This window comes from Elusimicrobiaceae bacterium (assembly GCA_017528825.1).
In the GTDB taxonomy this organism is placed as follows: domain Bacteria; phylum Elusimicrobiota; class Elusimicrobia; order Elusimicrobiales; family Elusimicrobiaceae; genus Avelusimicrobium.
Genome location: JAFXOI010000001.1, coordinates 184261 through 206618, shown reverse-complemented (window position 1 = coordinate 206618; position 22358 = coordinate 184261). Strand labels below are relative to the sequence as shown.

Below are 22358 nucleotides of genomic sequence, written 5' to 3'. Positions count from 1 at the left end.
TATATAAATAACCCATTGAGAGGAAAAAGATATTGTATGATTCGAATGTTAATAGATAAGATTTTTGGAACAAAAAGCGAACGTGATTTGAAGAAAATTCAACATTATGTGGATAAAGCCAATCATTTCGCTGCGGAAATGGAGGCACTCTCAGACGAGCAGTTAAAAGCCAAAACCCAAGAATTTAAGGACCGTTTAGCCCAAGGCCAAACCTTGGACGATATTTTATCGGAGGCATTTGCGGTAGTGCGGGAAGCTGCCAAACGGGTAATCGGATTGCGCCCGTACGATGTGCAACTGTTGGGCGGTATTGTACTGCATCAAGGCAAAATTGCCGAGATGGGCACCGGGGAAGGAAAAACCTTGGTAGCGGTATTGCCTTCCTATTTGAATGCTTTAACCGGTAAAGGGGTACACGTAGTTACCGTGAACGATTACTTGGCCCGCCGTGACCGTCAGTGGATGGGGCCAATACATGAATTTTTAGGATTAACGGTAGGATATATTAACCATGATATGGGAAATATAGAACGCCGCGAAATGTATGCAAAAGATATCACCTACGTAACCAACAATGAATTGGGATTTGATTATTTGCGTGATAATATGGTGATTACCCGCCAAGACCGGGTCTTGCGTCCGCTTAATTATTGTATCGTAGACGAAGTGGACTCCATTTTAATTGATGAAGCACGCACCCCGCTGATTATTTCCGGCCCGTCGGATCAAAGTACAGACAAGTATTATATTGTTAATCGGCTCGTTCCGTCCTTAAAGGTACGTTTAATCACCGAAAATGATGAAGTGAAAGCCAAATATGAGCATATTGATTTGGCGGCCGGTTACGATGCTATTGTAGATGAAAAAAATCACACCGCTACACTTACCGAAACGGGTATTGCCAAGGCAGAAAATTTCTTGCATGTGCCGAATTTATATGATGATGTGCAATCCGAATGGGTGCATCACATTAATCAAGCCTTGCGTGCACATCACTTGTATGAACGGGATGTGGATTATGTAGTCAAAGACGGCGAGGTTATCATTGTAGATGAATTTACCGGACGTTTAATGCCGGGACGCCGCTGGAGTGATGGCCTGCATCAGGCGGTCGAAGCCAAAGAAGGTTTATCTATTAAAGAAGAAAACCAGACATTGGCTACGATTACCTTCCAGAATTTCTTCAAACTTTACAAGAAACTGTCCGGTATGACCGGTACAGCTATGACAGAGGCCAATGAGTTTTGGCAAATTTATAAACTCGATGTAGTGGAAATTCGCCCCAACCGTCCTTCGAAGCGCAGAGACTATCCGGATTTGGTGTTTTTGACAGAGAAAGATAAATTCCGCGCGATTGTGGAAGAAATAGAAATGCTTTGGAAACAAGGTGCTCCGGTATTGGTGGGTACGCGCTCTATTGAAAAATCCGAAAAGCTGGGAAATATGCTTCGCGCCAGAGGCATCCCGCACAAAGTGTTAAATGCCAAATACCACGAAATGGAAGCCCAAATCATCAGCCAAGCCGGCCGCAAAGGAGCGGTGACGATTGCTACCAACATGGCAGGCCGCGGTACGGATATTGTGCTGGGCGGTAATCCGGCTGATGAAAAAGAACAGGAATATGTGTTGAGTCAAGGCGGTTTGCATGTAATCGGTACGGAACGGCATGAAAGCCGCCGCATTGATAATCAGTTACGCGGTCGTTGCGCCCGCCAAGGAGATCCGGGTAATTCCCGCTTTTATATTTCGCTGGAAGATGAGCTGATGCGGTTGTTTGCCAATACGGCCAAAATTAGTGCCATTTTGGGAAAGATGGGTATGAAAGAAGGAGAAGCCATTGAGTCGCGTATGCTCAGCCGCCAGATTGAAGGCGCGCAACGTATGGTAGAAGGTCATAACTTTGATATTCGTAAACATTTGTTAGATTACGATAAAGTAATGAACCAACAACGCACGGCAATCTATGGCTTGCGTAATGCCATTTTAGACGGTGAAGATATGACGGACACCGTACTGAAAATGATAGATGAAGTGGTGGAAGAAATCGTAGCCACTCATTTTGTCCCGCGCCATCCGGAAAAATGTAATTTTGAAACGCTCAACATTACTTTACGTTCTTTGTTCCCGTATGCTTTTGAATATAATGCAGATAATACCAAAGATAAACATACCGAACAATTGGTGAGCGAAATTTTGGAAATCGTGGAGAAATTGTATCACGAACGTTCTGATTTCTTTATGCAGCAAGGTGTCAATTTCGCCGAGTTAGAACGGATGTTGTTGTTACAAATTATTGACAATGCATGGAAACAAAATTTGTATGAGTTGGATCAGTTGCAAAATAGCGTGAGCTTGCGCGGATATGCCCAAAAAGATCCGTTGATTGAGTATCAAAAAGAAGCGTTTAAGTTATATAGCGCGATGATGAATAAGGTGCGCGATCTGATGGTAGGGTATATTTTCCGCTTGCAATTACCGCCGGTGCGCCCAGCAGTATCTGCTAAAAAACAGGCAGTGTCGGATAACAAGACCAACGGAGAATCCGGCGAGGAAGACCCGCCCGTTAGCCACAAGATCGGGCGCAATGACCCCTGTCCGTGCGGCAGTGGTAAAAAATATAAAAAATGTTGCGGAGCGAAACAATGATTTCAAAAATTCACACCATTCTTTTGCTGGTAGCCAGCGGAGTAGTTCTGTTGTTGGCTTTTATCTTTTTTATGCATCCCGATCCCATAGAGGCGCAAGCTCCTTTGCTTACCAAACAGGCATTGGAAGAGTATCAAACACAACAACAGCAAACAGCACAAAAACGCCAAAATGAGGCAGCCGCTCGTAAGCGGGCGGAACTGGAAGCAAAACTGGGATTGTGTGAAACCAGTGAAGAATGTATTATCGTCGATAAAGATCCGTGCGGTTGTTTGAAAGGCCCGGAATTTGTGACAGCAATTAATTCTAATTTTTCGCTGGAATATTCCCGGTTAATGGAAAAACGTTTTTCCGTAACGACAGCCTGTCCTTCTGTTGGTTCTTCCGAGAAGGAATGCTCTGCTTCTGCCCGTGCGGTTTGTCAGGAAAAACATTGTAAGATTATTTATTAGTCAACTATTATGAGTTTGTTTCACCGCCCTTTTTTGAACGATATTTCTACCGATCAGGCAAAAGAAAAGCCCTCCGGTTGGAAGAGATTTTTGATAGAAACAGGGCGGTTTTGTTTTGTCTTGTTGTGTGCTTTGCTGACGGCTGTCTTATTCAAATTATCATATCCAAAACCTTCTTACAGTTTGCTGGCTTGGTTGGCATTGGCTCCCTTCACGGTGGCGCTGGTGCGCTGCCAGCAATTATCCAGTTCTTTTTGGTACTCCTGGCTTACCGGCATATTCGTGTATAGTGGCTTGTACTATTGGATTTTTATTACTTGTTGGCAAGGTGGCGGGCTGAGTGTTGCTCTCTCTGTGGCGGCATGGCTTGGATTAAGTGCACTAATGGCATTGCAGTTCGCATTTTTTGGTGTCAGTTGTTTCTACTTAAAAAGACTACACGGTTTGTTTCCGTTGTTAGCGGCCATGGGATGGGTAGCTTTGGAATGGGGGCACGAGGTATTAGCTTCTTATGTATTGGGATTTCCGTGGTTCACGTTAGCCTATTCACAATGGAATTTGCCGCAGGTAATACAAATTGCTTCTTGGACCGGTGCGGCCGGGGTAAGTTTTGTAGTAGCTTTTACGGGGCTTAGCATCGGCTATGCTTTTGCGACTCCTTCTTTGCGCAAAGGATTATTTCATTTACTCTTGTCTTTATTAACGTTTTTAATGACATACGGATATGGCTATTGGTATTTTAGACATGATACGTCCCGTACGCTACTTCGTTTACAGGCCGCTATCGTGCAACCCAATATCGACCAGTATAAGAAGTGGAGTCTGGAATTTGAAGAAGAAATTCACAATACGCTGTCGGAGTTAAATACCCGTGCGGCGGCTACAGAGCCTATGTTGGTGCTTTGGCCGGAAAGCGTTACGCCCGGGCCCATCCAAGAAGAACCTTATTTGGATTGGCTGAAACAAGGCCTCGGAAAACATAATGCATGGCAATTAGTGGGCTCTAACCGTGAAGAAGAAAAGAAACAATATGTGAGTGCTGTTTTGTTTTCACCCACTGGAGAAATGACTGCTGTTTATGACAAGACGCAATTGGTTCCGTTTGGAGAATTTATTCCCTTTGAAAAATGGGTGCGTGAAATTTTTCCGCAAGTACAAGTGTTAGGGGAACTAGGAGGATTTAGTGCCGGCAAATGGGAGCAACCTCTGCTGGCGATGGATCAAATTGCGTTCGGGAGTACGATTTGTTATGAATCCGTTTTCGGTCGTTTATGGAGAAGTCAAGCCCATGCCGGAGCCCGCTTTTTTGTCAATTTAACAAATGATGCTTGGTTTTTCGATACGGATGCTCCGTACCAACATTTGGCGGCTTCGGTGTTGCGCGCAGTAGAGTTGCGCCGGCCGGTACTGCGGGCGGCCAATACAGGTATTTCGGCGGTGATTTCTTCCCGCGGGGAAATCCTTTCTCAAGCTCCGCTCAACACGCAGGCAGTCTTAACGGCTGAAGTACCGTTGCCGCTAGGCCAAGATTTTAGTTTTTACGTGCGTTGGGGAGAATGGCTCTCTTGGCTCTGTGCGGCTTTTTATTTAACTATTTTAATCTCTGTCATGGCTTTTGTGTACGAGTAATTTATGAACATAGAATTTAAGGATATTGAAAATTTGTTGTCGGATTTAGAAGGCCGTATCCAAAAAATTGCCAGCATGGAAAATATTCCTGCCAAAGAGCAAGAGTTGGCCGCACAAGAAAAAGTGGCGGCGGATCCTTCTTTTTGGAACGATCAGAATAAAGCCAAAACGGTTACTCAAAAAATAGATAGTTTGAAAACTGCTTTAGACACCTATGCTTCCCTTAAAAAACAATGGGAAGATGCCCAGACTTTATATGAGTTGGCACGGGAAATGCAGGCAGAAAGCGAACTGCCTGTATTGCAGGAATCGTTGACAGAGCTGACCAAGCAAGTAGAGAAAAAAGAATTTGAAATTACACTTTCCGATCCGCATGATAAACTGCGTGCTATTTTAACCATTCATGCCGGTGCAGGCGGCACAGAATCGTGTGATTGGGCGCAAATGTTGCTGCGGATGTACACCCGTTGGGCCGAACAGCATGGTATGAAAGTATCTGTTTTGGATACTTTGCCCGGGGAAGAAGCCGGCATTAAAAATGCTTCCCTGATGATTGAAGGGGCTTATGCGTATGGATATTTGAAGGGAGAAAACGGCGTGCACCGGTTGGTGCGGGTTTCTCCGTTTGATGCCAATGCCCGGCGCCATACTTCTTTTGCTTCGGTGGATGTGTTACCGGATATTGATGAAGAAATTAATATTGAAATTCCGGAAAGTGATATTGAGCTAGAAACCTCCCGCGCCGGCGGTCATGGCGGGCAAAACGTAAATAAGGTGGAAAGTGCGGTGCGCTTACTGCATAAACCAACGGGGATTGTCGTTTCCTGTCGTATTGAAAGAAGCCAATTGCAAAACCGCCAAACAGCCATGAAAATGCTCAAAGCCCGTTTGTATGAAATGGAGCTGGATAAAAAACGTGCCGAGGCAGAAAAACGTTATGGCCAAAAGGGAGAAATTGCGTGGGGACATCAAATCCGTTCCTATGTATTTATGCCATATCAGTTGGTAAAAGATTTGCGCAGTAACTATGAAAGTTCTCAAATTACTGCCGTGATGGATGGGGATTTGGACCCGTTTATCTTTGCTTATCTGCGCCATGAAGCAGAACGAAAAGCATGAGCGAAATAACTTGCGGCGGTCTTTATTTACACCTTCCTTTTTGTCGTCAAAAATGTCAGTACTGTGACTTTGCTTCTTTTGCCGGAATACAAGAACATATAGACACCTATTTAAGTGCATTGGCTTTGGAAGCACAATCCTACAAAAAATATCGTTTTGACACTTTATACGTGGGAGGAGGTACTCCCAGTTTACTCTCCGTGGAACAATTGGAAAAATTGTGTGGGGTGGTGAGTGCTAATTTCGGCCCAATTTCTTCTTTTTCCGAAAGTACTTTAGAAGCTAATCCTGAAAGTTTGTCCGTTGAAAAATTGCATTTTTTGCATCAGCAAGGTTTTAACCGATTGAGTATCGGACTACAAAGTTTGGACAATTCGGTTCTGAAACGTATTGGCAGGATACATACAGCGGAGATGTTTTTATCTGCTTATGAGCAGGCTCGTAAAACCGGCTTTCAAAATATCAATGTGGATTTAATTGCCGGGTTACCCGGTCACAGCGAAACTCAATTTTTAACCGGTCTAAAAAAAGTAATTTCTTTAGCTCCGCAACATATTTCCGTATATGCTTTACAAGTGGAGGAAGGCACTCCTTTTTACCGGCAAGGAGTACAAGCAGACGAAGATCTCATTCGCCGTGAATGGGAACAAACGCATTTTATGTTGGAAGAAGCCGGATATACGCATTATGAAATTTCCAATTTTGCGCGGCCCGGATATGAAAGTAAGCACAATATCAATTATTGGCGCAACGGAGAATATCTGGGGTTGGGAAGTGCGGCGGCCTCGTATCAACGGGGGGCGCGCCGCAGCAATAGCCCCGCCGTATTGGAATATATCCGCCGAATGCAGACCCAGCAATCGCCGGTAGATTTTTCGGAAGAATTAACCGGTAAAGCAAAAGAAGGGGAAACGATTATGTTGGGTTTACGTTTGTTGGGCGGAGTGCGGCTGTCTGCCCGGCAACAGCAATTGTTTTCTGCGGAAATAGCGGATTTGCTACGCCTTGGACTTGTAGAGCAAAAAGCAGATTTACTAAAATTAACTTTTGAAGGGATGTTCTTGGCCAATCAGGCATTTATGGCGTTTGTGGGCCCTTTTGCGTAATATGCATATTACACCGTATCGTACCGCTATTTTTCAACTAAATGAGGATTTGCCGAACTTTATCGGTCGGCATATTTCGCAAGTAGCGGAAAAAGATATTGTAGTGGTTTCTTCCAAACTGTTCTGTTTGTGGAAGGGCTGTGCGGTAAAATACGAAAACGCCTCTCAAAAAATAGATTTAATCCGCCGAGAAAGTGAGAGCGTATTGCCCACTAAACTAGCTTGGTTAACCATCAAAAACGGTATGATCATGACCAACGGCGGGGTAGATGAATCCAATGCCAACGGATATTTGCTTTGGTTGCCGCCGGATCTATACGGTTGTGCGGCCCAGTTGCGCCAAGCTCTTTGTAAACACTATGGGGTGAAACAACTGGGAGTGCTTGTTACCGATAGTATGATTTTGCCCTTGCGTTCAGGTGTTATCGGGGCGGCGGTGGCTTATAGCGGATTTAAGGGTGTGCGCGATGAGCGCGGCAAAAAAGATATTTTTGGAAAACCGCTTCAGACCACACTCGTCAATTTGGCAGACGGACTGGCTGCAGCCGCAGCCGTGACCATGGGGGAACGGGACGAGCAAACGCCGCTAGCAGTTATTACGGGGGCCAAGGTGGACTTTACAGACCACACAAACCCGTCGGAACTGAAATATCCGCCGGAACAAGATTTGTATGCGCCGTTACTTCAAGCGGCCGGACTTATACAAAAGGAGAAAAAAGCATGAAAAGTATGATTGGTGAGTTTAAGAAATTCATCATGCGCGGAAACGTAATTGATATGGCTGTCGGTATCATTATCGGCGGTGCGTTCACAAAAATTGTGAACTCAATGGTAGCAGACATTTTAATGCCGCCATTAGGGTTACTGCTGGGAAAAGTAGATTTTTCCAACTGGTTCGTGGTAATCAAAGATGGCGCCAACGGGGCCGCTCATTATGCCACCATGGCAGAAGCGCAAGCCGCCGGTGCCACTACCTTAAATTTAGGTCTTTTCTTAAACGCAGTCATCAGTTTTGTGATTGTGGCATTCTGTGTGTTTTTGTTAATCAAAGCCATTAACAAACTCAATGCTCCCAAAGAAGAAGCTCCTGCTCCGGTAACGACCAAGAAATGTCCTTATTGCTGCAGCGAAATTGCTTTGGAAGCAACAAAATGTCCGCATTGTACTTCTGAATTGAAATAAGCGTACTGATTTACCGAAAAGCGCACCACCTGAGGGTAGTGCGCTTTTTTGAAAGAAAATAAACTGCATTTGCAAGCCATAAAAAACCCCCGCAATTATGTTTCGGGGGTTTAGCTCATATATGTCATTTTCATGACCCTGTTCCTCTTTCCCGCCGGGGCTATGTACTCGGGCCTTCGCACAATCGGGCAACACGCCGTGTCACCAGCAACTGCAGCCAACAGCATCATGCTTTCCAGCGGTACTTCGTACTACTAATATAATCGGATTTTGAAAAATTTCAAGGGGTATTTTTGAAATTTTATTTCTCGTTGGGAATCTTAGTCCGGAGCCAACTTGAAAATAAAAAATTACTAAAAAGTACAGGGGGGGTGGCGAGCATGGTGCCGTATATACGCGAACGGGGGATTTTAACGCGGACGGTTGTGTCTAATAAATTTTTTTCTTGTTCTAATTTATTAAGTGTGTCGGCCGCCCACAATACCGGCCATGCAACGGCCGCCCGATGACGGGGTTGCGTTTTGGGAATAGATGCCAAATACTCGTGAGCGGCGGAGAGTTTTTCTCGCCCCCAGGCAATCCATTTTTGTTTAATAGGTTCAAAACGGGAACTACTGGATGCGGCGAATAAATCTTGCGCGCTTAGCGAGGCGGTTTGTAAATCCGCTTGCGGAAAATAGCAACGTCCGATACGTAGATCGCGCGGTAAATCTCGCAAAATGTTTACAATCTGTAAAGCATCTCCGATTTGTTCGCCCAGTTTTAGGAAAGAAGCAGTATCGGATTTTAGCTTAACCGTATGCGCCAACAATTCACTCCAAAATATTCCGGGTGCGCCTCCCATTAAATGACAGTAGTGTTCCAATTCTTGTTGTGTTTGGAAAGCGGCTACGCCGCCTGAGTTTTCGGCGGGAAATGTTTGCAAGTCAATTTTCATGCCCGCACATACGGCCTGTACTACGGTCAAGATAAGTTCTTTTTTCCAGTTGTCTAATTTCTTAAATTCGGCAACACAGTCTATAAAATGACGCAGTAATTTTTCTTCATACATCGTAGATGCTGAAGAAGAAATATCGTCAATGAGCGTTTGTACTTTTTGAGGTTGCGGTTGCAAAATAAGCGTAGGAAATTGTTGTATCCAAGTAAGGCGTTTAGCCGGTTCAATTAAAGAAGTGTCTGCGATACTGTCGGCGTAACGGCACAACAAATAAGCTACACAAAACGCATCCCGCACCGAGCGCGGCAATAACCGTGCACTGAGATATAAACTGCGGGAAGTGTGTTTGAGTAAGTCGTTTAGATCCGTCATAATATCCATAGTATAAAATTTTATTGACACGAAATACAAATGTGTGCTATACTTTCTTATATGAAAGCAATTTATACTCCTAACTTGTCCATGGTAGTAGCAATTAATTCCTTTGCCGTAATGTGTGAAGGGACCGGACTTGTTGGTGGGTGTAAATAGTTAAAAATTAGATTTTGAATTTATTTACCCCACATTTAAAAAGAATGTGGGGTTTTTAATTTGAATAAAAACGGAGAAAAGAACATGAACATAAAGAACATACTTATCAGTGCAACAGTAGTTGCAACGGCCGCAGCGGCGGCTCAGGCGCTAGGATGGGGTACTGTTCGCGATATTAACGGCTATGGCGAAGAGTATTTGTTAGAGATGCGTACTAAAGCAGCTATGCAACAGGTAGAAAAAGAAGCGCAAAAGCAACGCATTGCTCAATTGCGCGCCCAACAACAAAAGGCTCAGCAAGCTCAGCAAGCTCAACAAGCTCAACAGCAACAACCCAAAGAGGCTGCTGCCCAACAAGCCAAACCGGCTCAGCAAGCAGAGGTCCAACTCCCTCTCTGCTATTATGGAAAAGAGGGTAAAATACTCGCTTTGAGTGATAGAACCGCAGAAGTACTAAACGGCCAAGCGGAGCCCGCTTGCAAACAAACTGCGGCTAAACCGAAAGCCAAAAAATCAACGGAAACAAAATCGAAAAAGAAAAAAAGTTTCTGGAGCTATTTACTTCCCGGACCCATGGATGGCGAATCTTGGGAGTCATATAACCAACGTATGAGTTACCCCAGCAGTCAACCTTTCAAGTAAGTCTTGAATGTTGAAATAAAAAGACCGCTTACGAGCGGTCTTTTTTGTGCTTTTTTATTCTTTCTGTTCTCAGGGAACAAGATTGTCTTTGTATCATGCAGTATTTACAGTATAACCTACTGCAGCTGTTGCAACAGATTTGCTACACTAAAGACATGAAACATTTTCTTTATACACATCGTCCGTTATGCGTGGCTTATGAAATGTTGCGTTGGGCGGGGCATCAAATGTTCGGACTGGGAAAAGTCCCCACGCCTGTTTGGTATCAATTTGACCAAAAACAAACGTCTGCTTCTCCGACGGAAACCTTGCCCATAGATAAAAATTGGTACCGCATTTGCCGGCCATTATATCGGCGGGAACATGTGTATTATGATATCGAAAAGGCTCTGGCAGTAAATCCAAAAATAAAAGGGATTGCTTTTATCTTTTTTATGGGGATTGGAGATTATTTGTACACGACTCCCGTGCTGGCCGCCTTAAAACAAAAGTTTCCTTCGTTGGCTTTTTATGGATATGTGGGTGCTCAATTTGACCGCAACAATTCACCGCTGGTGGGCAAATTATTAGAAGGAAATCCTAACTTTGAAAAAGTGTTTTACTTTGAGGGGTTTCGCCATCCGTTGATTTGGAAAAATTATGATTATACGACTGCCTTGCCGCAAATTCCGGAAGGATTTTTGGTGATGCCGGTGTATTACGATTACAGTATAAAGGTGCCGCACCGCGTCAGCAGTTTGTTTGAAACATTTAATTTACCGGTTCCGGCGCAAGTGCCCGCTCCTGTCATGTATTTCCCGGCAGAACCGGCTCCGGCCGTTCAAGAATATCTACAACAAATTTCTTCCAAAGCAGCGACTAAAAAAGGAATTATCTTTTTACAGCTGGATTCCCGCGGATCTAATTACACTTATCCGCACATGACTGCTTTGGTGCAACAGTTAACCGCGCTCAATTATCTAGTGTTAAGTGTTACCAAAGGCGGGCCGCTGGCGCATCCGGATTACCTGGAATTAGACATTAAAAAATTGGCAATTAATGATACGTGGCATTTACTATCTTTGTTAAAGGAAAAGTATGCGCTCTATGTGATAGCGGTAAATTCTGTTTTTTGGGCGGCTTCGGCGGGGCTGGGGCTACGTAATTTGGGCTTACAGCATTGGATTGATCCCAAGGTGCACAACTTGTGGTATCCCAATATAGAAGTGGTAACCAATCATCTTTATCCGCATTTGCCGCGTGAAAAGCAAATTTTTGCGCCACCGGAAAGTTATACTCGCCACAACAAAAAAATTATTGACTACAAACCGGATTGGATTGTGAAATGGTTTGAAGAGAAAATCATAAACTGATGCTAAATTTTAAATCCCCGTCATAGGACGGGGATTATCATTTATTTATATTCGTTGTAACTAGACATTTCTTCGAGTTTCTTTCGCGGATGCGGTTTGTCGTCCGCGGCAGAGGGGGCCGGATACCCTACGGCAATTAGATGCTCTATCTTTTTTCCTTTGGGAAGGTGAAAAAACTTTTCCGCTTTGGCAGAATTTAACCAGCCAATCCAACAAGTGCCCAGTCCCAATTCGTGAGCACGCAAAACAAAATGTTCGCCGGAAATACCTTGGTCTACCAAGTAAAATTCCGTACGGCGAAAATAATTGCCGATTCGACTGGTAAAATTTCCTTTATCGGATATAACAACTACTAGCACAGGCGCGGCGGCGGCCCATTGCGTTAGATTGTACACCCCGCTAAAAGCCTCTTTGCAAAAAGCCTCTTTTACTTTCGGATCGTCTATCACTAAATAATGCCACGGTTGCGAATTGCAGGCCGAGGGAGCCAAACGGGCGGCTTCCAAGCAGGCATTGAGTTTTTCCCGCTCTACGGGTTGGTCTAAAAATTTTCGCACGCTGCGGCGTGTACGAATTGCGTGTTCCAGTTCCATATCTGCTCCTATTTTGTATTTATATTAGCAAAATATATCCGAGTTTGTGATAGATATTATATAATGTTTTTATATGTAAAAATTAATGTTTAATAATTAGATTATCAGAAGGTTTGATTATTTCATTTCCGGGGGGAAAAATGAAGAAAAATCAACATCCTAAAACAGGGGAAAAATGTGATAAAAAGGCCGCGGCTTCTTTAGCGGCTTCAAGTGTAATACACTATTTTCAGTCTAAAAAATGGAAAATTATTTCGTTTTTTCCAAATTCAATCTGCGCGGGGAAAGAATTACTTCTAAAAAAGAATCGGTCTAAATAGCCCTCAGCGCATTCCCACATAAATCAACCATACCAGTATGTAGCGCAAGCCTTTTCCCGCCGCTACCAAGGGAATAAAGATGCACAGGGGCACTTGCAACATGCCCGCAGTCACGGTAATGGGATTGCCGATAAACGGTACCCCGGCCAGTAGTAAAGTAATATGTCCGTGTTTTTCAAAGAGTGCGCGTGGCTTACGCATGTATTTTGGCTTAAAGGGAAACCATTTCCTATCCTGCCAGTGCAGAATAGAACGTCCGAGGTAATAGTTGGCTAAACTTCCCAATGTATTGCCGGCGGTGGCGGCTACGATGAGTAGCAGAGCACTTTCTTTGCCAATGGCCAAAAAGGCAAATAAAACCAGTTCCGCCTGCGATGGCAACACAGAGGCTGAAAATACCGCCACAAAAAATAAAATGATTAGTTCATGTAATTGGGCCATAATTAAAACTAGTATGCCAAATCAGTTGTGCTTTTCCAAGGACAAAAAACAGTTAGAAAAGGGTTGTTGGCGATTACCGGTGCAAATGCTACAATAAACGTATGAAAGCCATTGTAATTACGATTGGGGATGAAATCCTGCTGGGACAAATTTTAAATACTAATTCCCGTTTTATTACGGACCAACTGGCCCGCATCGGAGTGGATACCCTGCGTACAGAGAGTATTTCCGATAAGCCGTCTGCCATTGTTGAGTCTTTGGATCAGGCGTTGCATCAGGCCGATGTAGTAGTGATAACCGGCGGTTTGGGCCCTACCAAAGACGACGTGACCAAAAAAACATTAGCTGATTATTTCCATACGAAACTGGTATTTAATCAAGCAGCCTATAAGCGCGTGGAGGAGTTTTTATCGCATTATCCGCGTGCACAAATGAATGAATATAACAAGAGTCAAGCGTATTTGCCGGAAAAGTGTGAAGTATTGCCCAACCCCAAGGGGACAGCCAGCGGCATGTGGTTTGAGCAGGACGGGAAAATTGTTGTTTCTATTCCCGGCGTTCCCTTTGAGGCAGAGTATTTGGTGGAGCGAGAAATCCTTCCCCGTTTAACGGCGCGCTTGGGGGCTGATTTGGTAAGGTACAATATGTGGACGGTGTTGCAAATACCGGAGGCGGAACTGGCCTTGCATTTGCGTTCTTTTGAGGAAAATTTACCGTCTGAAGTAGGGCTGGCTTATTTGCCCTCGCCCGGTTATGTACGGCTGCGCTTAACAGCCAAAGGGGAACAGGCGGCCGAGCAGTTGACTATTTTCAGTAAACAATTAGAAACCTCTTTGCAGGGATATACAGTTTTAGCCGGTGAAGAGCCCGTGGAAGATCTTTTACTACAAACTCTAGCACAAGCCGGCGTGAGTGTTGCTTGCGCCGAAAGTTGCACCGGAGGAAATATCGCTCGTTTAATTACCCGCCGTCCCGGTGCGTCGAATTATTTTTTAGGCGGAGTGGTGGCTTATTCTAATGAACTGAAAAACAAGGGACTGGGAGTGAGCGCAACAGATTTAGAACACTACGGGGCCGTGAGCGAGCCCGTCGCCAAACAAATGGCGCAAGGAGTGAAACGTTTAACGGGAGCCGATTGGGCCGTGGCCACTACGGGCATTGCAGGCCCTACGGGCGGAAGTGCACAAAAACCGGTCGGTACGGTATGGATTGCAGTGTCAGGGCCCCACGGAACACAAGCCCAAGAATTTCATTTCTCCGCTACACGGGAACGAAATATAGCCAAAGCATCATTACAAGCATTACAGTGGTTGGTGGAAAGTATTCAGATGGACATGAAAAAGGGTCAAAAGGATTCGGAACTGCTAACCTATGTAATGGAAAACGAGGAAGTTCTTTCCGTCTGTTTGGACGACCTAGACCGTACTTATGATGTCGCTCCAAGTACAATAGGTTTGGATTATAATGAAATCTGTAATAAGTGATTTAATTAACCAGTAAACTATCATTAAAGTTACGCTACATAATAATATACGAACTGTACTGGCAGCATACCTATAACCAAATCTGGCCCACCAAGGCCTGTTAGATTTGGTAAATAAGAGCTGCCAGTATTCTTTATTCCGCCACATTTCGCCACTTCCAATCCATAGCCAAAGCAGTATTTATGACAAAAACCGCGAACCAGATGCCTTATACGCAGTATCTATTTTTTCAAAATAGCTGATTTGCAGGGGAATTAAATAACACTCACGCATTCTATTTGTAATATAGTACAATAAAGAAAAGTTAACAGAAGGAGCCAGAACAAAATTAAAAAGTAGCACATACAATTTGTGAAGATTATTTGTTGAAGTGTGGGACAAGCCCACACCGAGCAAAGAAGGGAAATTCTCTTCTGAAGCATGTTAGCACTCATCAAATAATCGTCTGCTTTTGTGCCTACCCCATGAAATATGGGGTAGGCAAGCGGCGATTATTATTTAGGGGTCAGTGCTAACAGCTCTTAAATAAAGTTGCCGCTTTTTTGTCGGTAAATTTATGATGAAAGAGAAATTATTGTAACAACTAAATGTAATAAGGAGGTATTATGTGTAAATGCTCAGAGAAGAGCTGTAACAACCAAGCGGACTATTTGGTCTTGCTGACAAAGTATTATGAAGATACTCATCAGATGTTCGTAGAGATTGACTATACTTGTCCTTTGTTATGTGAAAAGCATAAACAGGAAAATGAGGACAAGAAGAAAGAAGACCCAAATCATATTTGGTCTATTGATTATCCCTATTCAAATAAAAATGACACTACAGGAATGACAAAATATATCCCGTTACGGAAAATTATAAATTACTTAAATAAACAATAAGGAGTGTATATGAAAAGAAGCTTGATGTTTGGAATATTGCTGGCTGGGTTAGGTCTAATGACAGCTTGCAACTCTAAAAACGTAGTAAAAACTCCCCAATTGAGTGTAAAAGTGTTGGAAACGATTCCAGCGACTTCTACCCCCGATTGGGTCAATAGTACACAGGAATTCTGGGAAAAAGGCGGTCAGTATTATTACCGCGGTACAGCGGAAGGATATACTAATCTGGAAGCTGCTAAAAGAGCCGCATCTGCTTCCGCTCGCGTAAGCATTGCAGAACAAGTAAAAAATGTGGTGCGTAATGAATTTTCTCGTGCCATGGAATCAGGAGCTTATGATGAAACTACTGGTGGTTATTTAAAAGATGTATTCTTTTCTGCTGTGGATAATTTAACATTGAGTGGCGTACAGGTAAGAGAATCCTATTTACAGCATTTGCTGGAAACGAGTGATATGAGCGAACGAATGTATTACCGTGCGTATATATTAGCTTCTATTAGTAAAGCAGATTATAATAAACTGGTACGTGCCGCATTTAGTGATACTAAAGCACAGGTATCAGCCAATAAAAGTGCCAAACAGTTGGCTGCTGAAACGGAAGCTCGTTTTTGGAAACAGCAAGAACAAGCACAGTAATTCAGTTTGTCAGGAGAGGGACCGTGGTCCCTCTCTTTGATATAGTATTGATAGCTTTATTTGGGTCATATGTCTCATTTAGTTAAACAAAATTGTATTATCTTTTTGGCAGTTGCCATGCTCTGTAGTTGCAATATGACTACGGTAAGAAAAAAGACTTTTGTGGACTACCATACTGAAGGGGTTCCTGCTACTCCCATTGTGTCTTATAAAGCACACGAAATACATACTACAATTCGCGAATCCACAGGGGAAAAATGGGTATTTCCATTTGTTCGTGGTGCTGCTAATGGGGATCCTGGATTCCTGGCGACGATCTTTATGCTCTGGGGCATTCCGCTAGGTTTTGATTTATTCACTACTATTTTTATAGCACCGTTTGCTCATACTGCTACGAAGACTGTTTCTTATGATGCAATGCTGGTGCTTAACGGTAAGTTAGTTGATGCTGAAAATAAGCCACTTGCTCACTATCGTTTTAATGTTCAGTCTGCTCTTGGATCACGTAAAATTGTTACGGATGAAGAAGGTGTTTTTTCATACAGGCTGACTTCTTCTAGTATTGTAGACACTGTGCCAGTAGTTTTTATTTTCCCTGATAATCACGTGAAGTCTATTGCTTATGAAAAACCATTTAAATCTGGACAAAGGAAGGTGGTCTGGACTTCAGATAATGCTGTACATACTAGTTCTATTGATGCAAAAGGCCGTGTTATCGTGTTAAAAGGAAAACTACAAAAAGAAAATACTACACGTAAAAAAAAGGACAACACCAAAAGTAATTTATTGGAGAGCAATTGGAGATCAAGAGATGAAATACAACAAACGAATTTTCTTCATAAGTATCTGTCTGATAAGTTGTAGCCTTTTCATTCAGGCAAAAGCAGTTTCTTTTACAAAAGAAGGAACTCATATTGTGCCATCTAACCAATCACAAGACCAGGTAATTGCCTATTTAACGCAAAAACTAACTCGTGAAGCTACAGAAGAAGCAGGCATTTTTATCAAATCAGAAATGCATATACAAGAAGGCAATATTACTAAAGAAGAAATTACTAATATTGCGGGTTCTATTTCAAAAATTAAGAAGGAAAAAGTAAAAACATATACCGAAAATGGACAACAATACGTATATATGAAGTTAAATGTGAGAGTAGATACGGAGAGTGTAAGTGCTTTTTTGACAAAAATTAAGCAAGATCATACATATAAAGATGAAATAGAACGATTGCGCAAAGAAAATTTACAATTAGAAGAAAAATTACGTACTGCTAATAAACAACAATTTGATGAAGAACTATCTATAGCCGCCAAACATCAAGTAGAGATACAAAAGCAAAGAGCGCTTGAGTATAACAAGATGGCGCTTCAGGCTAAAGAAGAGTTAGCTATGGCAGAAAGATCACAACAAGAACAAGAGGTCAAGCGCCAACAACAGATACAGCAGATGCAGCAACAAATGGAGAAAGATAATTTGATTCGTCAACAACAAATTGCCAAAGAGAAAGATGAACTAAAAAAAGCAGAGTTAGAAAACCAGGCGCAAATTAAACAATTAGAACACCAAGCTCAAATGAGTTCATATCAAATACTGCTTGCAGATCAAATTTCTATTCAACAAGCTGTGCAGGAGGCCCAAAATATACAACAAGAAATTGGTGATCTGACTCAAAAGTTTAACATTTTACAAACTAATGCTAATAGAAACCTAGTTCAAGGTTATAAACAACAGGAAAATACTATTCGTAATGAACAATTTACAAAACGAGAAAAACCTATAAAAGATGCTTGGGAAACTACGGACAACTATAATCTTCGTGTAGAGCAGTATCGACAAGATAAAGCAAATTTTGAGACTAAAAAATCAACTCGTTTAGCACTGTTGGACAGTGAGAAACAAGCAGCAATTGCCAATAATGAAAAGCAAATACTACAAGCCAAACAAACAGCAATTACTCCGTTTGTCAATAAATTGAAAAAAATGCAACAGAACTATTTCCCTCATGCTAATCGTCCTCGTGCTACTTTGGTTTCTATTGACGAAATCAATGCAGATGAACAGTGTTTTATAATGAACATTAGTTATGAAAAGACAACCTATCGCTTGCTGTTTGATTTTGAAGATATTGGACTTGCTCGGGCTAAATTGCTGTATCAAACAAAGAATCAGTTTATTATTGAGCCACTTTTCCAAATTGATAACAAAAAAGGTGCTCCGCAAGCAGTGGTGTCTTCTTTTCGTCTCACACATTCGGGAACTAAATTGCAAAAAACACTTTATTTGTATGTATGGATAGAATATTTGCCAGAAATTAAACAATATACAACCTCCCAAAGAATTTGAATAAGCAGTAAGAAGTAGATTGGATGCATGATAGGGTTTTTTAAGAACTATTAGTTGTTGTTATGACAAAAATTATAATACTCTTGTGTTTATTATTGAGCGTTAGTGCGTGTAGAGTAGTACCAACATATAGGATTGAATATACATCTGCCTCTCAACCGTCCTGGGTAAGCAGTACACAAGATTTTTTGCAGAGAGGTGGTTGGTTGTATTACAGATCCATAGCGGAAAATGCTAATAGCATAGAAGAAGCACGTCGTTTGGCTGCTACTCGTGGGCGTTTGACAATGGCTGAACAAATCCGTACGCGCATTAAAAGCCAATTTGTTTTAACTATACAAAGCAATCATATAATTTCAAATCATTCTATACAAGATGTTTTTTATGAGAAAGTAGATGGACTCATTCTTACAGGTACTCATATAGAAGATAGTTATTATCAAAAGATTCGAGTTAAACATAGCAAACAGGATCAAATGTTTTATCGTTATTATTTGTTATTAAAAGTATCTGAAGCAGATTATAATAACGCGGTTCAAGAGGCCTTTTCTGAAACAATTCAGGATTTACCTCAGTATAAAAAAGATCTCTCAAACATTTACAAGCAATTTAATAATAATTAACATATAGATTGTTCTATTGTTTGTCCACTGTGAATATGTGTGGATTATTTTTCTTCAGATGAGAGATAAACATAGGATATTATCCAATATAAAAAAATGGATTTCCTAATTTCTAATGAAACAGCTAATATTGGAGAGGCACTCTATCGTTGTATATTAGTGTGGGGAATCTATCGGAAAAACTCAACACGCAAGCGTTGGCTTATTTTTAACTCAACAAACAGTATTTACAAAGTTACAGACACATGTTGTGATAAGGTACTCAAGCATAGGCCAATATAGGTATCTATGCCATCCCGCATAACATGTTGTTCTATTATGCGGGATAGTAACAAAGAACCATTTAATCTAATACGAGCAAAGGCCTATAAAATAGTAGTGGATTTAGCTAGTATATGGGTAAATAACTGTAATCTAAAGCAAAATATAGTACACTGTACAATATGAAATTTTTGACATCAGAACAAATAGCTCATATTTTGCAAGTAAACAAGATGACGGTTTACCGTGAAATTAAACGAGGTAAACTGAAATCGTATAAATTCGGTAAAGAACTACGCATCCGAAACAGTGATTTTGAAGCATACTTACAGGATGCGTATCAGGCTGCACAACAATCCATAGCTGTTCAGCATAGCTGCATAACCCCAACATCTTCAAAAACGATTGAAAGGGGTAAAATGGCTCAGCAAACAGCATCTAAAAAACCGAATAGAACAGCAAATAGACCTAGTCGGACCAAGATAGTTAAGAAAGCTACTCTTAAGAAGGTTGTTAAGAGCCAATCTAACTTTAGTAAACAGAGTAAATAAACCATGCTGCAAGATAAATTAAATCCACAATACGCTACCTTAGATGTGTTATTAATGATGTTGCTATACAATGCAAAGAAACCTGTACAGATTCCAACAGAAATATTTAAGAAACATAGTTTATTTTTTGCTAAGCATCATACAGTTAGCGTATTAGTACAATGCTCAGATAAAGAAAACATCCACGCAGATACTATAACACTAAAATGTACAAATAAGAGTAAGCTCCGACGACTCATTGAAAAATACCTTTCCTTATATCGAAGGAATAAAGTTTCTAGTAATGAAGTGGTATTGGGTTGTGAAAAAATGGATGCAGTCCTGACAAGGATTGTGTCTATACAGGGTCGCCACAAACGCAAGATATCTTTTGAATTTACAAATATTAGTAAACGTATAAATTCCGGTATAATCAATGCCTATCCATTGGATACAGCATCCTTTGTAATGGCATGCAGTTATAATGGATTTCCAGTCAGAGGGAGTCTCGGAAATAATACAACAGGTAAAAAATATTTTATAGTGGAAGTGGATGATTCTGCCTTATGGGATAATGTAGTAACCCATGTTCGTACTGGTTGGCGTGTACGGTTGAATTCTACTCAGGCGAAATGCCAAGGCCACCCAATAGAATTTGATAGGTCTTCAGATAAACAGAAACGCTTATTAGATATGTTGGTATCGTCTAAAAATGGTGTGGCAGATACCGATAAAATTATTAGAGAATTAGAAATAGATAATACCAACAGAAAAGGGGAAGAAGATATAGAATTCGCTTTAGAGCGTATCCGTGAGCTTGGACGTGAAATAAGAAAGAAAGTTAATAAACAATGCAAGAAGGACGGGTACGGTCAAGCTAATTTCCGTATAGAGGTTGATAAACGTCACATTAGATTGATAGACGTAACTCCTGTATAGTAACGCAAAAACTTACGTTTTATGAACCCTTTTGGCATATTGCCAAAGGGGTTCTTTTTGTAAGGTCCCATATAAGAGAGCTGCTAAATCTGGGTTTGTCCCACCTCGCCTACGTCTGAGCATATAGGTCCATATTGCTATTGCTTTCCGTTATTTTCGCCGTGCGAAACTGAAGTACTATGAAACAAAATAGTACTTCAAATAACGAAAAGTCGTTCAAAGAGTCCTTAGAGGAGCTCTACGGGCACATTGTTTCTGAACAAGAAGCGTTTGATGCTCAATATGACCTGTCAGAATTATTAAAGGTCTTAGATGAAATAGACCGAGCTCTGCCGCACAAAGACGTTCACGGCTTACCGGACGAAGATGTTACGTTTCAAGGCGGTGTCCAATGATTGATACTGTTGCCTTGAAAATTGATAAGTATTTAGATGGCTCTTATGGTTCTATTGCTTGGGAAGTAGAACAACCTGATTTATTTAGCAATATAGATGTGGCAAGCTTTTCCGGTAGTAACTGGCACAAGTGGAATAAGCGTGGCCAAGAAAAGCGGCTACAGGACTATTACCCACACGTGGAAATCTGGAATTTCTCCGGATACAAATCCTGCTACTGCTTGTTTGTGCGTTTTTCCGTACCAAAATTAATTTACGGGAACAATCTATTAGAGGTAACAGATGCCCAGTTTAACACGGTATGCCAGATGCTACAAACCAAGCTACAGACAATGGGAATCAAGGTTGATATAAATGCAATCCGTGCTGCTTCCGTGAATAAAGTCCACTATGGTAAAAACATCATATGTTATGGTGTGCCTGTTGAATTAGTGTTGACACGTTTAGTAGCAGCCAAACCGTGTATTGCGGGAATGGATGTACAGAAAACTATTTTTCGTAATGGTAGGCAATTTTCGTTTCACAACAAAACACGGGAAGTTTGTTTCTACGACAAGCGCCAAGAAGTTCTCCAGTACCACCGGAAAGATACAAAGTTGGAGTGGTTGTTCAAACGACCTGACCTAAAAAATATTCTGAGAATAGAAGTCCGATTGAACAAGAAAACCAGCTTCAAGCGACACTTCAAAAGTACGGACTTAACCTTTCAAGATGTATTCAGTGAGCAAAAGGCAAAAGAGATTATCACGGATTACTGGGATACTATTTATAAGTCTGTACAATTTATACCACCTATGTGTTACGCTCCGGAGTACCAATTGTTAGCCGGACCGGTTACGGGTGTGCTAGAACGGGATTTAGAGTTGCTCGGACTTCGTAGCGTGGTTAATTCTATGGGATATGCTGCTGCTTATAAATTGATGAGTGCCTTGTATCCAAAAGATAAGATGCCTGCTTTGTTTGGTAAATTGCAGAAGAACGTGCCTTCACTGGTACTTCCGGCAGAATATGACGTGCTACGGATGATAGATGCAGAGCTGAAACAGTTTAAGTGGTTAGGCAAACATTCGTGGGGGTTGCGTCAAAAACTGTTAAGGAACAAAGAGCCACTGACTTATCAGTGTTTACTAACGGTAAAGGATGCGGCAAAGTACGCTAAAGTAAACGAACGAACGCTGCAAAAATGGTTAAAGGAAGGCCGGATTGGGTACTTTAAGATTGGCAATGAGTATCGTCTTAGAAAAGAGGACTTATTTACCCTATTTTGTGGTAAGAAAATAGTGTGAGTGTCTTATATATTATAGTTGTTATACAA

22 protein-coding genes are annotated in these 22358 nt (G+C 41.7%); 19 read left to right on the top strand and 3 right to left on the bottom strand.

Annotation, left to right across the window (positions count from 1 at the left end):
- Nucleotides 1-36: 36 nt before the first annotated feature.
- Genes secA through mscL form a run of 7 tightly spaced genes read left to right on the top strand, consistent with a single transcriptional unit; the run spans nt 37 to nt 8134 of the window.
- Entirely contained in the window at nt 37-2646 is a 2610-nt protein-coding gene (gene secA, locus IKN49_00975) for a preprotein translocase subunit SecA (protein MBR3631632.1), read from the top strand.
- The gene (locus tag IKN49_00970) at nt 2643-3098 is read left to right on the top strand and encodes a hypothetical protein (GenBank protein MBR3631631.1); all 456 of its coding nucleotides are present in this window, start codon (nt 2643-2645) and stop codon (nt 3096-3098) included. Before secA ends, IKN49_00970 begins: the two co-directional genes overlap by 4 nt.
- A gap of 9 nt (nt 3099-3107) precedes the next feature.
- Nucleotides 3108-4727, top strand: a complete 1620-nt coding sequence (gene lnt / locus IKN49_00965) for an apolipoprotein N-acyltransferase (GenBank protein MBR3631630.1) — start codon at nt 3108-3110, stop codon at nt 4725-4727.
- Nucleotides 4728-4730: 3 nt separating this feature from the next.
- Nucleotides 4731-5846, top strand: coding sequence for a peptide chain release factor 2 (prfB, locus tag IKN49_00960; GenBank protein MBR3631629.1), 1116 nt, complete (start codon nt 4731-4733; stop codon nt 5844-5846).
- The gene (hemW, locus tag IKN49_00955; protein MBR3631628.1) at nt 5843-6952 is read left to right on the top strand and encodes a radical SAM family heme chaperone HemW; all 1110 of its coding nucleotides are present in this window, start codon (nt 5843-5845) and stop codon (nt 6950-6952) included. Before prfB ends, hemW begins: the two co-directional genes overlap by 4 nt.
- Before the next feature lies 1 nt (nt 6953).
- Nucleotides 6954-7676: a coenzyme F420-0:L-glutamate ligase gene (locus IKN49_00950; GenBank protein MBR3631627.1), complete on the top strand. Its 723-nt coding sequence runs from the start codon at nt 6954-6956 to the stop codon at nt 7674-7676.
- Nucleotides 7673-8134, top strand: coding sequence for a large conductance mechanosensitive channel protein MscL (gene mscL, locus IKN49_00945; GenBank protein ID MBR3631626.1), 462 nt, complete (start codon nt 7673-7675; stop codon nt 8132-8134). Before IKN49_00950 ends, mscL begins: the two co-directional genes overlap by 4 nt.
- A gap of 301 nt (nt 8135-8435) precedes the next feature.
- Here mscL and IKN49_00940 read toward each other — a convergent pair whose 3' ends face one another.
- Nucleotides 8436-9452, bottom strand: coding sequence for a squalene/phytoene synthase family protein (locus tag IKN49_00940; GenBank protein MBR3631625.1), 1017 nt, complete (start codon nt 9450-9452; stop codon nt 8436-8438).
- Between the two features lie 234 nt (nt 9453-9686).
- Here IKN49_00940 and IKN49_00935 point away from each other — a divergent pair, with 234 nt between their 5' ends.
- Together IKN49_00935 and IKN49_00930 are read left to right on the top strand one after the other, a co-directional pair.
- Entirely contained in the window at nt 9687-10244 is a 558-nt protein-coding gene (locus IKN49_00935; GenBank protein MBR3631624.1) for a hypothetical protein, read from the top strand.
- 155 nt (nt 10245-10399) lie between these two features.
- Nucleotides 10400-11596: a hypothetical protein gene (locus IKN49_00930; protein ID MBR3631623.1), complete on the top strand. Its 1197-nt coding sequence runs from the start codon at nt 10400-10402 to the stop codon at nt 11594-11596.
- A 41-nt stretch (nt 11597-11637) separates the two neighbouring features.
- On the opposite strand, the gene IKN49_00925 is transcribed toward IKN49_00930, so the two are convergent.
- Together IKN49_00925 and IKN49_00920 are read right to left on the bottom strand one after the other, a co-directional pair.
- The gene (locus IKN49_00925; GenBank protein ID MBR3631622.1) at nt 11638-12189 is read right to left on the bottom strand and encodes a nitroreductase family protein; all 552 of its coding nucleotides are present in this window, start codon (nt 12187-12189) and stop codon (nt 11638-11640) included.
- A 323-nt stretch (nt 12190-12512) separates the two neighbouring features.
- The gene (locus IKN49_00920) at nt 12513-12950 is read right to left on the bottom strand and encodes a DedA family protein (protein MBR3631621.1); all 438 of its coding nucleotides are present in this window, start codon (nt 12948-12950) and stop codon (nt 12513-12515) included.
- A gap of 101 nt (nt 12951-13051) precedes the next feature.
- On the opposite strand from IKN49_00920, the gene IKN49_00915 reads away from it, so the two are divergent.
- From IKN49_00915 to IKN49_00870, 10 genes are all read left to right on the top strand, one after another.
- Complete coding sequence (locus tag IKN49_00915; protein MBR3631620.1) at nt 13052-14434, top strand: competence/damage-inducible protein A; 1383 nt, start codon at nt 13052-13054, stop codon at nt 14432-14434.
- Nucleotides 14435-15039: 605 nt separating this feature from the next.
- Entirely contained in the window at nt 15040-15315 is a 276-nt protein-coding gene (locus IKN49_00910; protein MBR3631619.1) for a hypothetical protein, read from the top strand.
- Between the two features lie 9 nt (nt 15316-15324).
- On the top strand, nt 15325-15951 hold the full coding sequence (locus tag IKN49_00905) for a hypothetical protein (protein MBR3631618.1): 627 nt from the start codon (nt 15325-15327) through the stop codon (nt 15949-15951).
- Between the two features lie 69 nt (nt 15952-16020).
- Nucleotides 16021-16815: a hypothetical protein gene (locus IKN49_00900; protein MBR3631617.1), complete on the top strand. Its 795-nt coding sequence runs from the start codon at nt 16021-16023 to the stop codon at nt 16813-16815.
- The gene (locus IKN49_00895; GenBank protein MBR3631616.1) at nt 16763-18295 is read left to right on the top strand and encodes a hypothetical protein; all 1533 of its coding nucleotides are present in this window, start codon (nt 16763-16765) and stop codon (nt 18293-18295) included. Before IKN49_00900 ends, IKN49_00895 begins: the two co-directional genes overlap by 53 nt.
- A gap of 62 nt (nt 18296-18357) precedes the next feature.
- Nucleotides 18358-18918 (top strand): hypothetical protein, encoded by a 561-nt coding sequence (locus tag IKN49_00890; protein ID MBR3631615.1) that lies wholly within the window; start codon nt 18358-18360, stop codon nt 18916-18918.
- A gap of 443 nt (nt 18919-19361) precedes the next feature.
- On the top strand, nt 19362-19730 hold the full coding sequence (locus tag IKN49_00885; GenBank protein ID MBR3631614.1) for a helix-turn-helix domain-containing protein: 369 nt from the start codon (nt 19362-19364) through the stop codon (nt 19728-19730).
- A gap of 3 nt (nt 19731-19733) precedes the next feature.
- Entirely contained in the window at nt 19734-20648 is a 915-nt protein-coding gene (locus IKN49_00880; GenBank protein MBR3631613.1) for a hypothetical protein, read from the top strand.
- A gap of 179 nt (nt 20649-20827) precedes the next feature.
- Nucleotides 20828-21043: a hypothetical protein gene (locus IKN49_00875; GenBank protein MBR3631612.1), complete on the top strand. Its 216-nt coding sequence runs from the start codon at nt 20828-20830 to the stop codon at nt 21041-21043.
- A complete protein-coding gene (locus IKN49_00870; GenBank protein ID MBR3631611.1) occupies nt 21040-22329 on the top strand; it encodes a helix-turn-helix domain-containing protein in 1290 nt (429 codons plus the stop codon). The genes IKN49_00875 and IKN49_00870 overlap by 4 nt, the downstream gene beginning before the upstream one ends.
- The last annotated feature ends 29 nt before the right edge of the window (nt 22330-22358 follow it).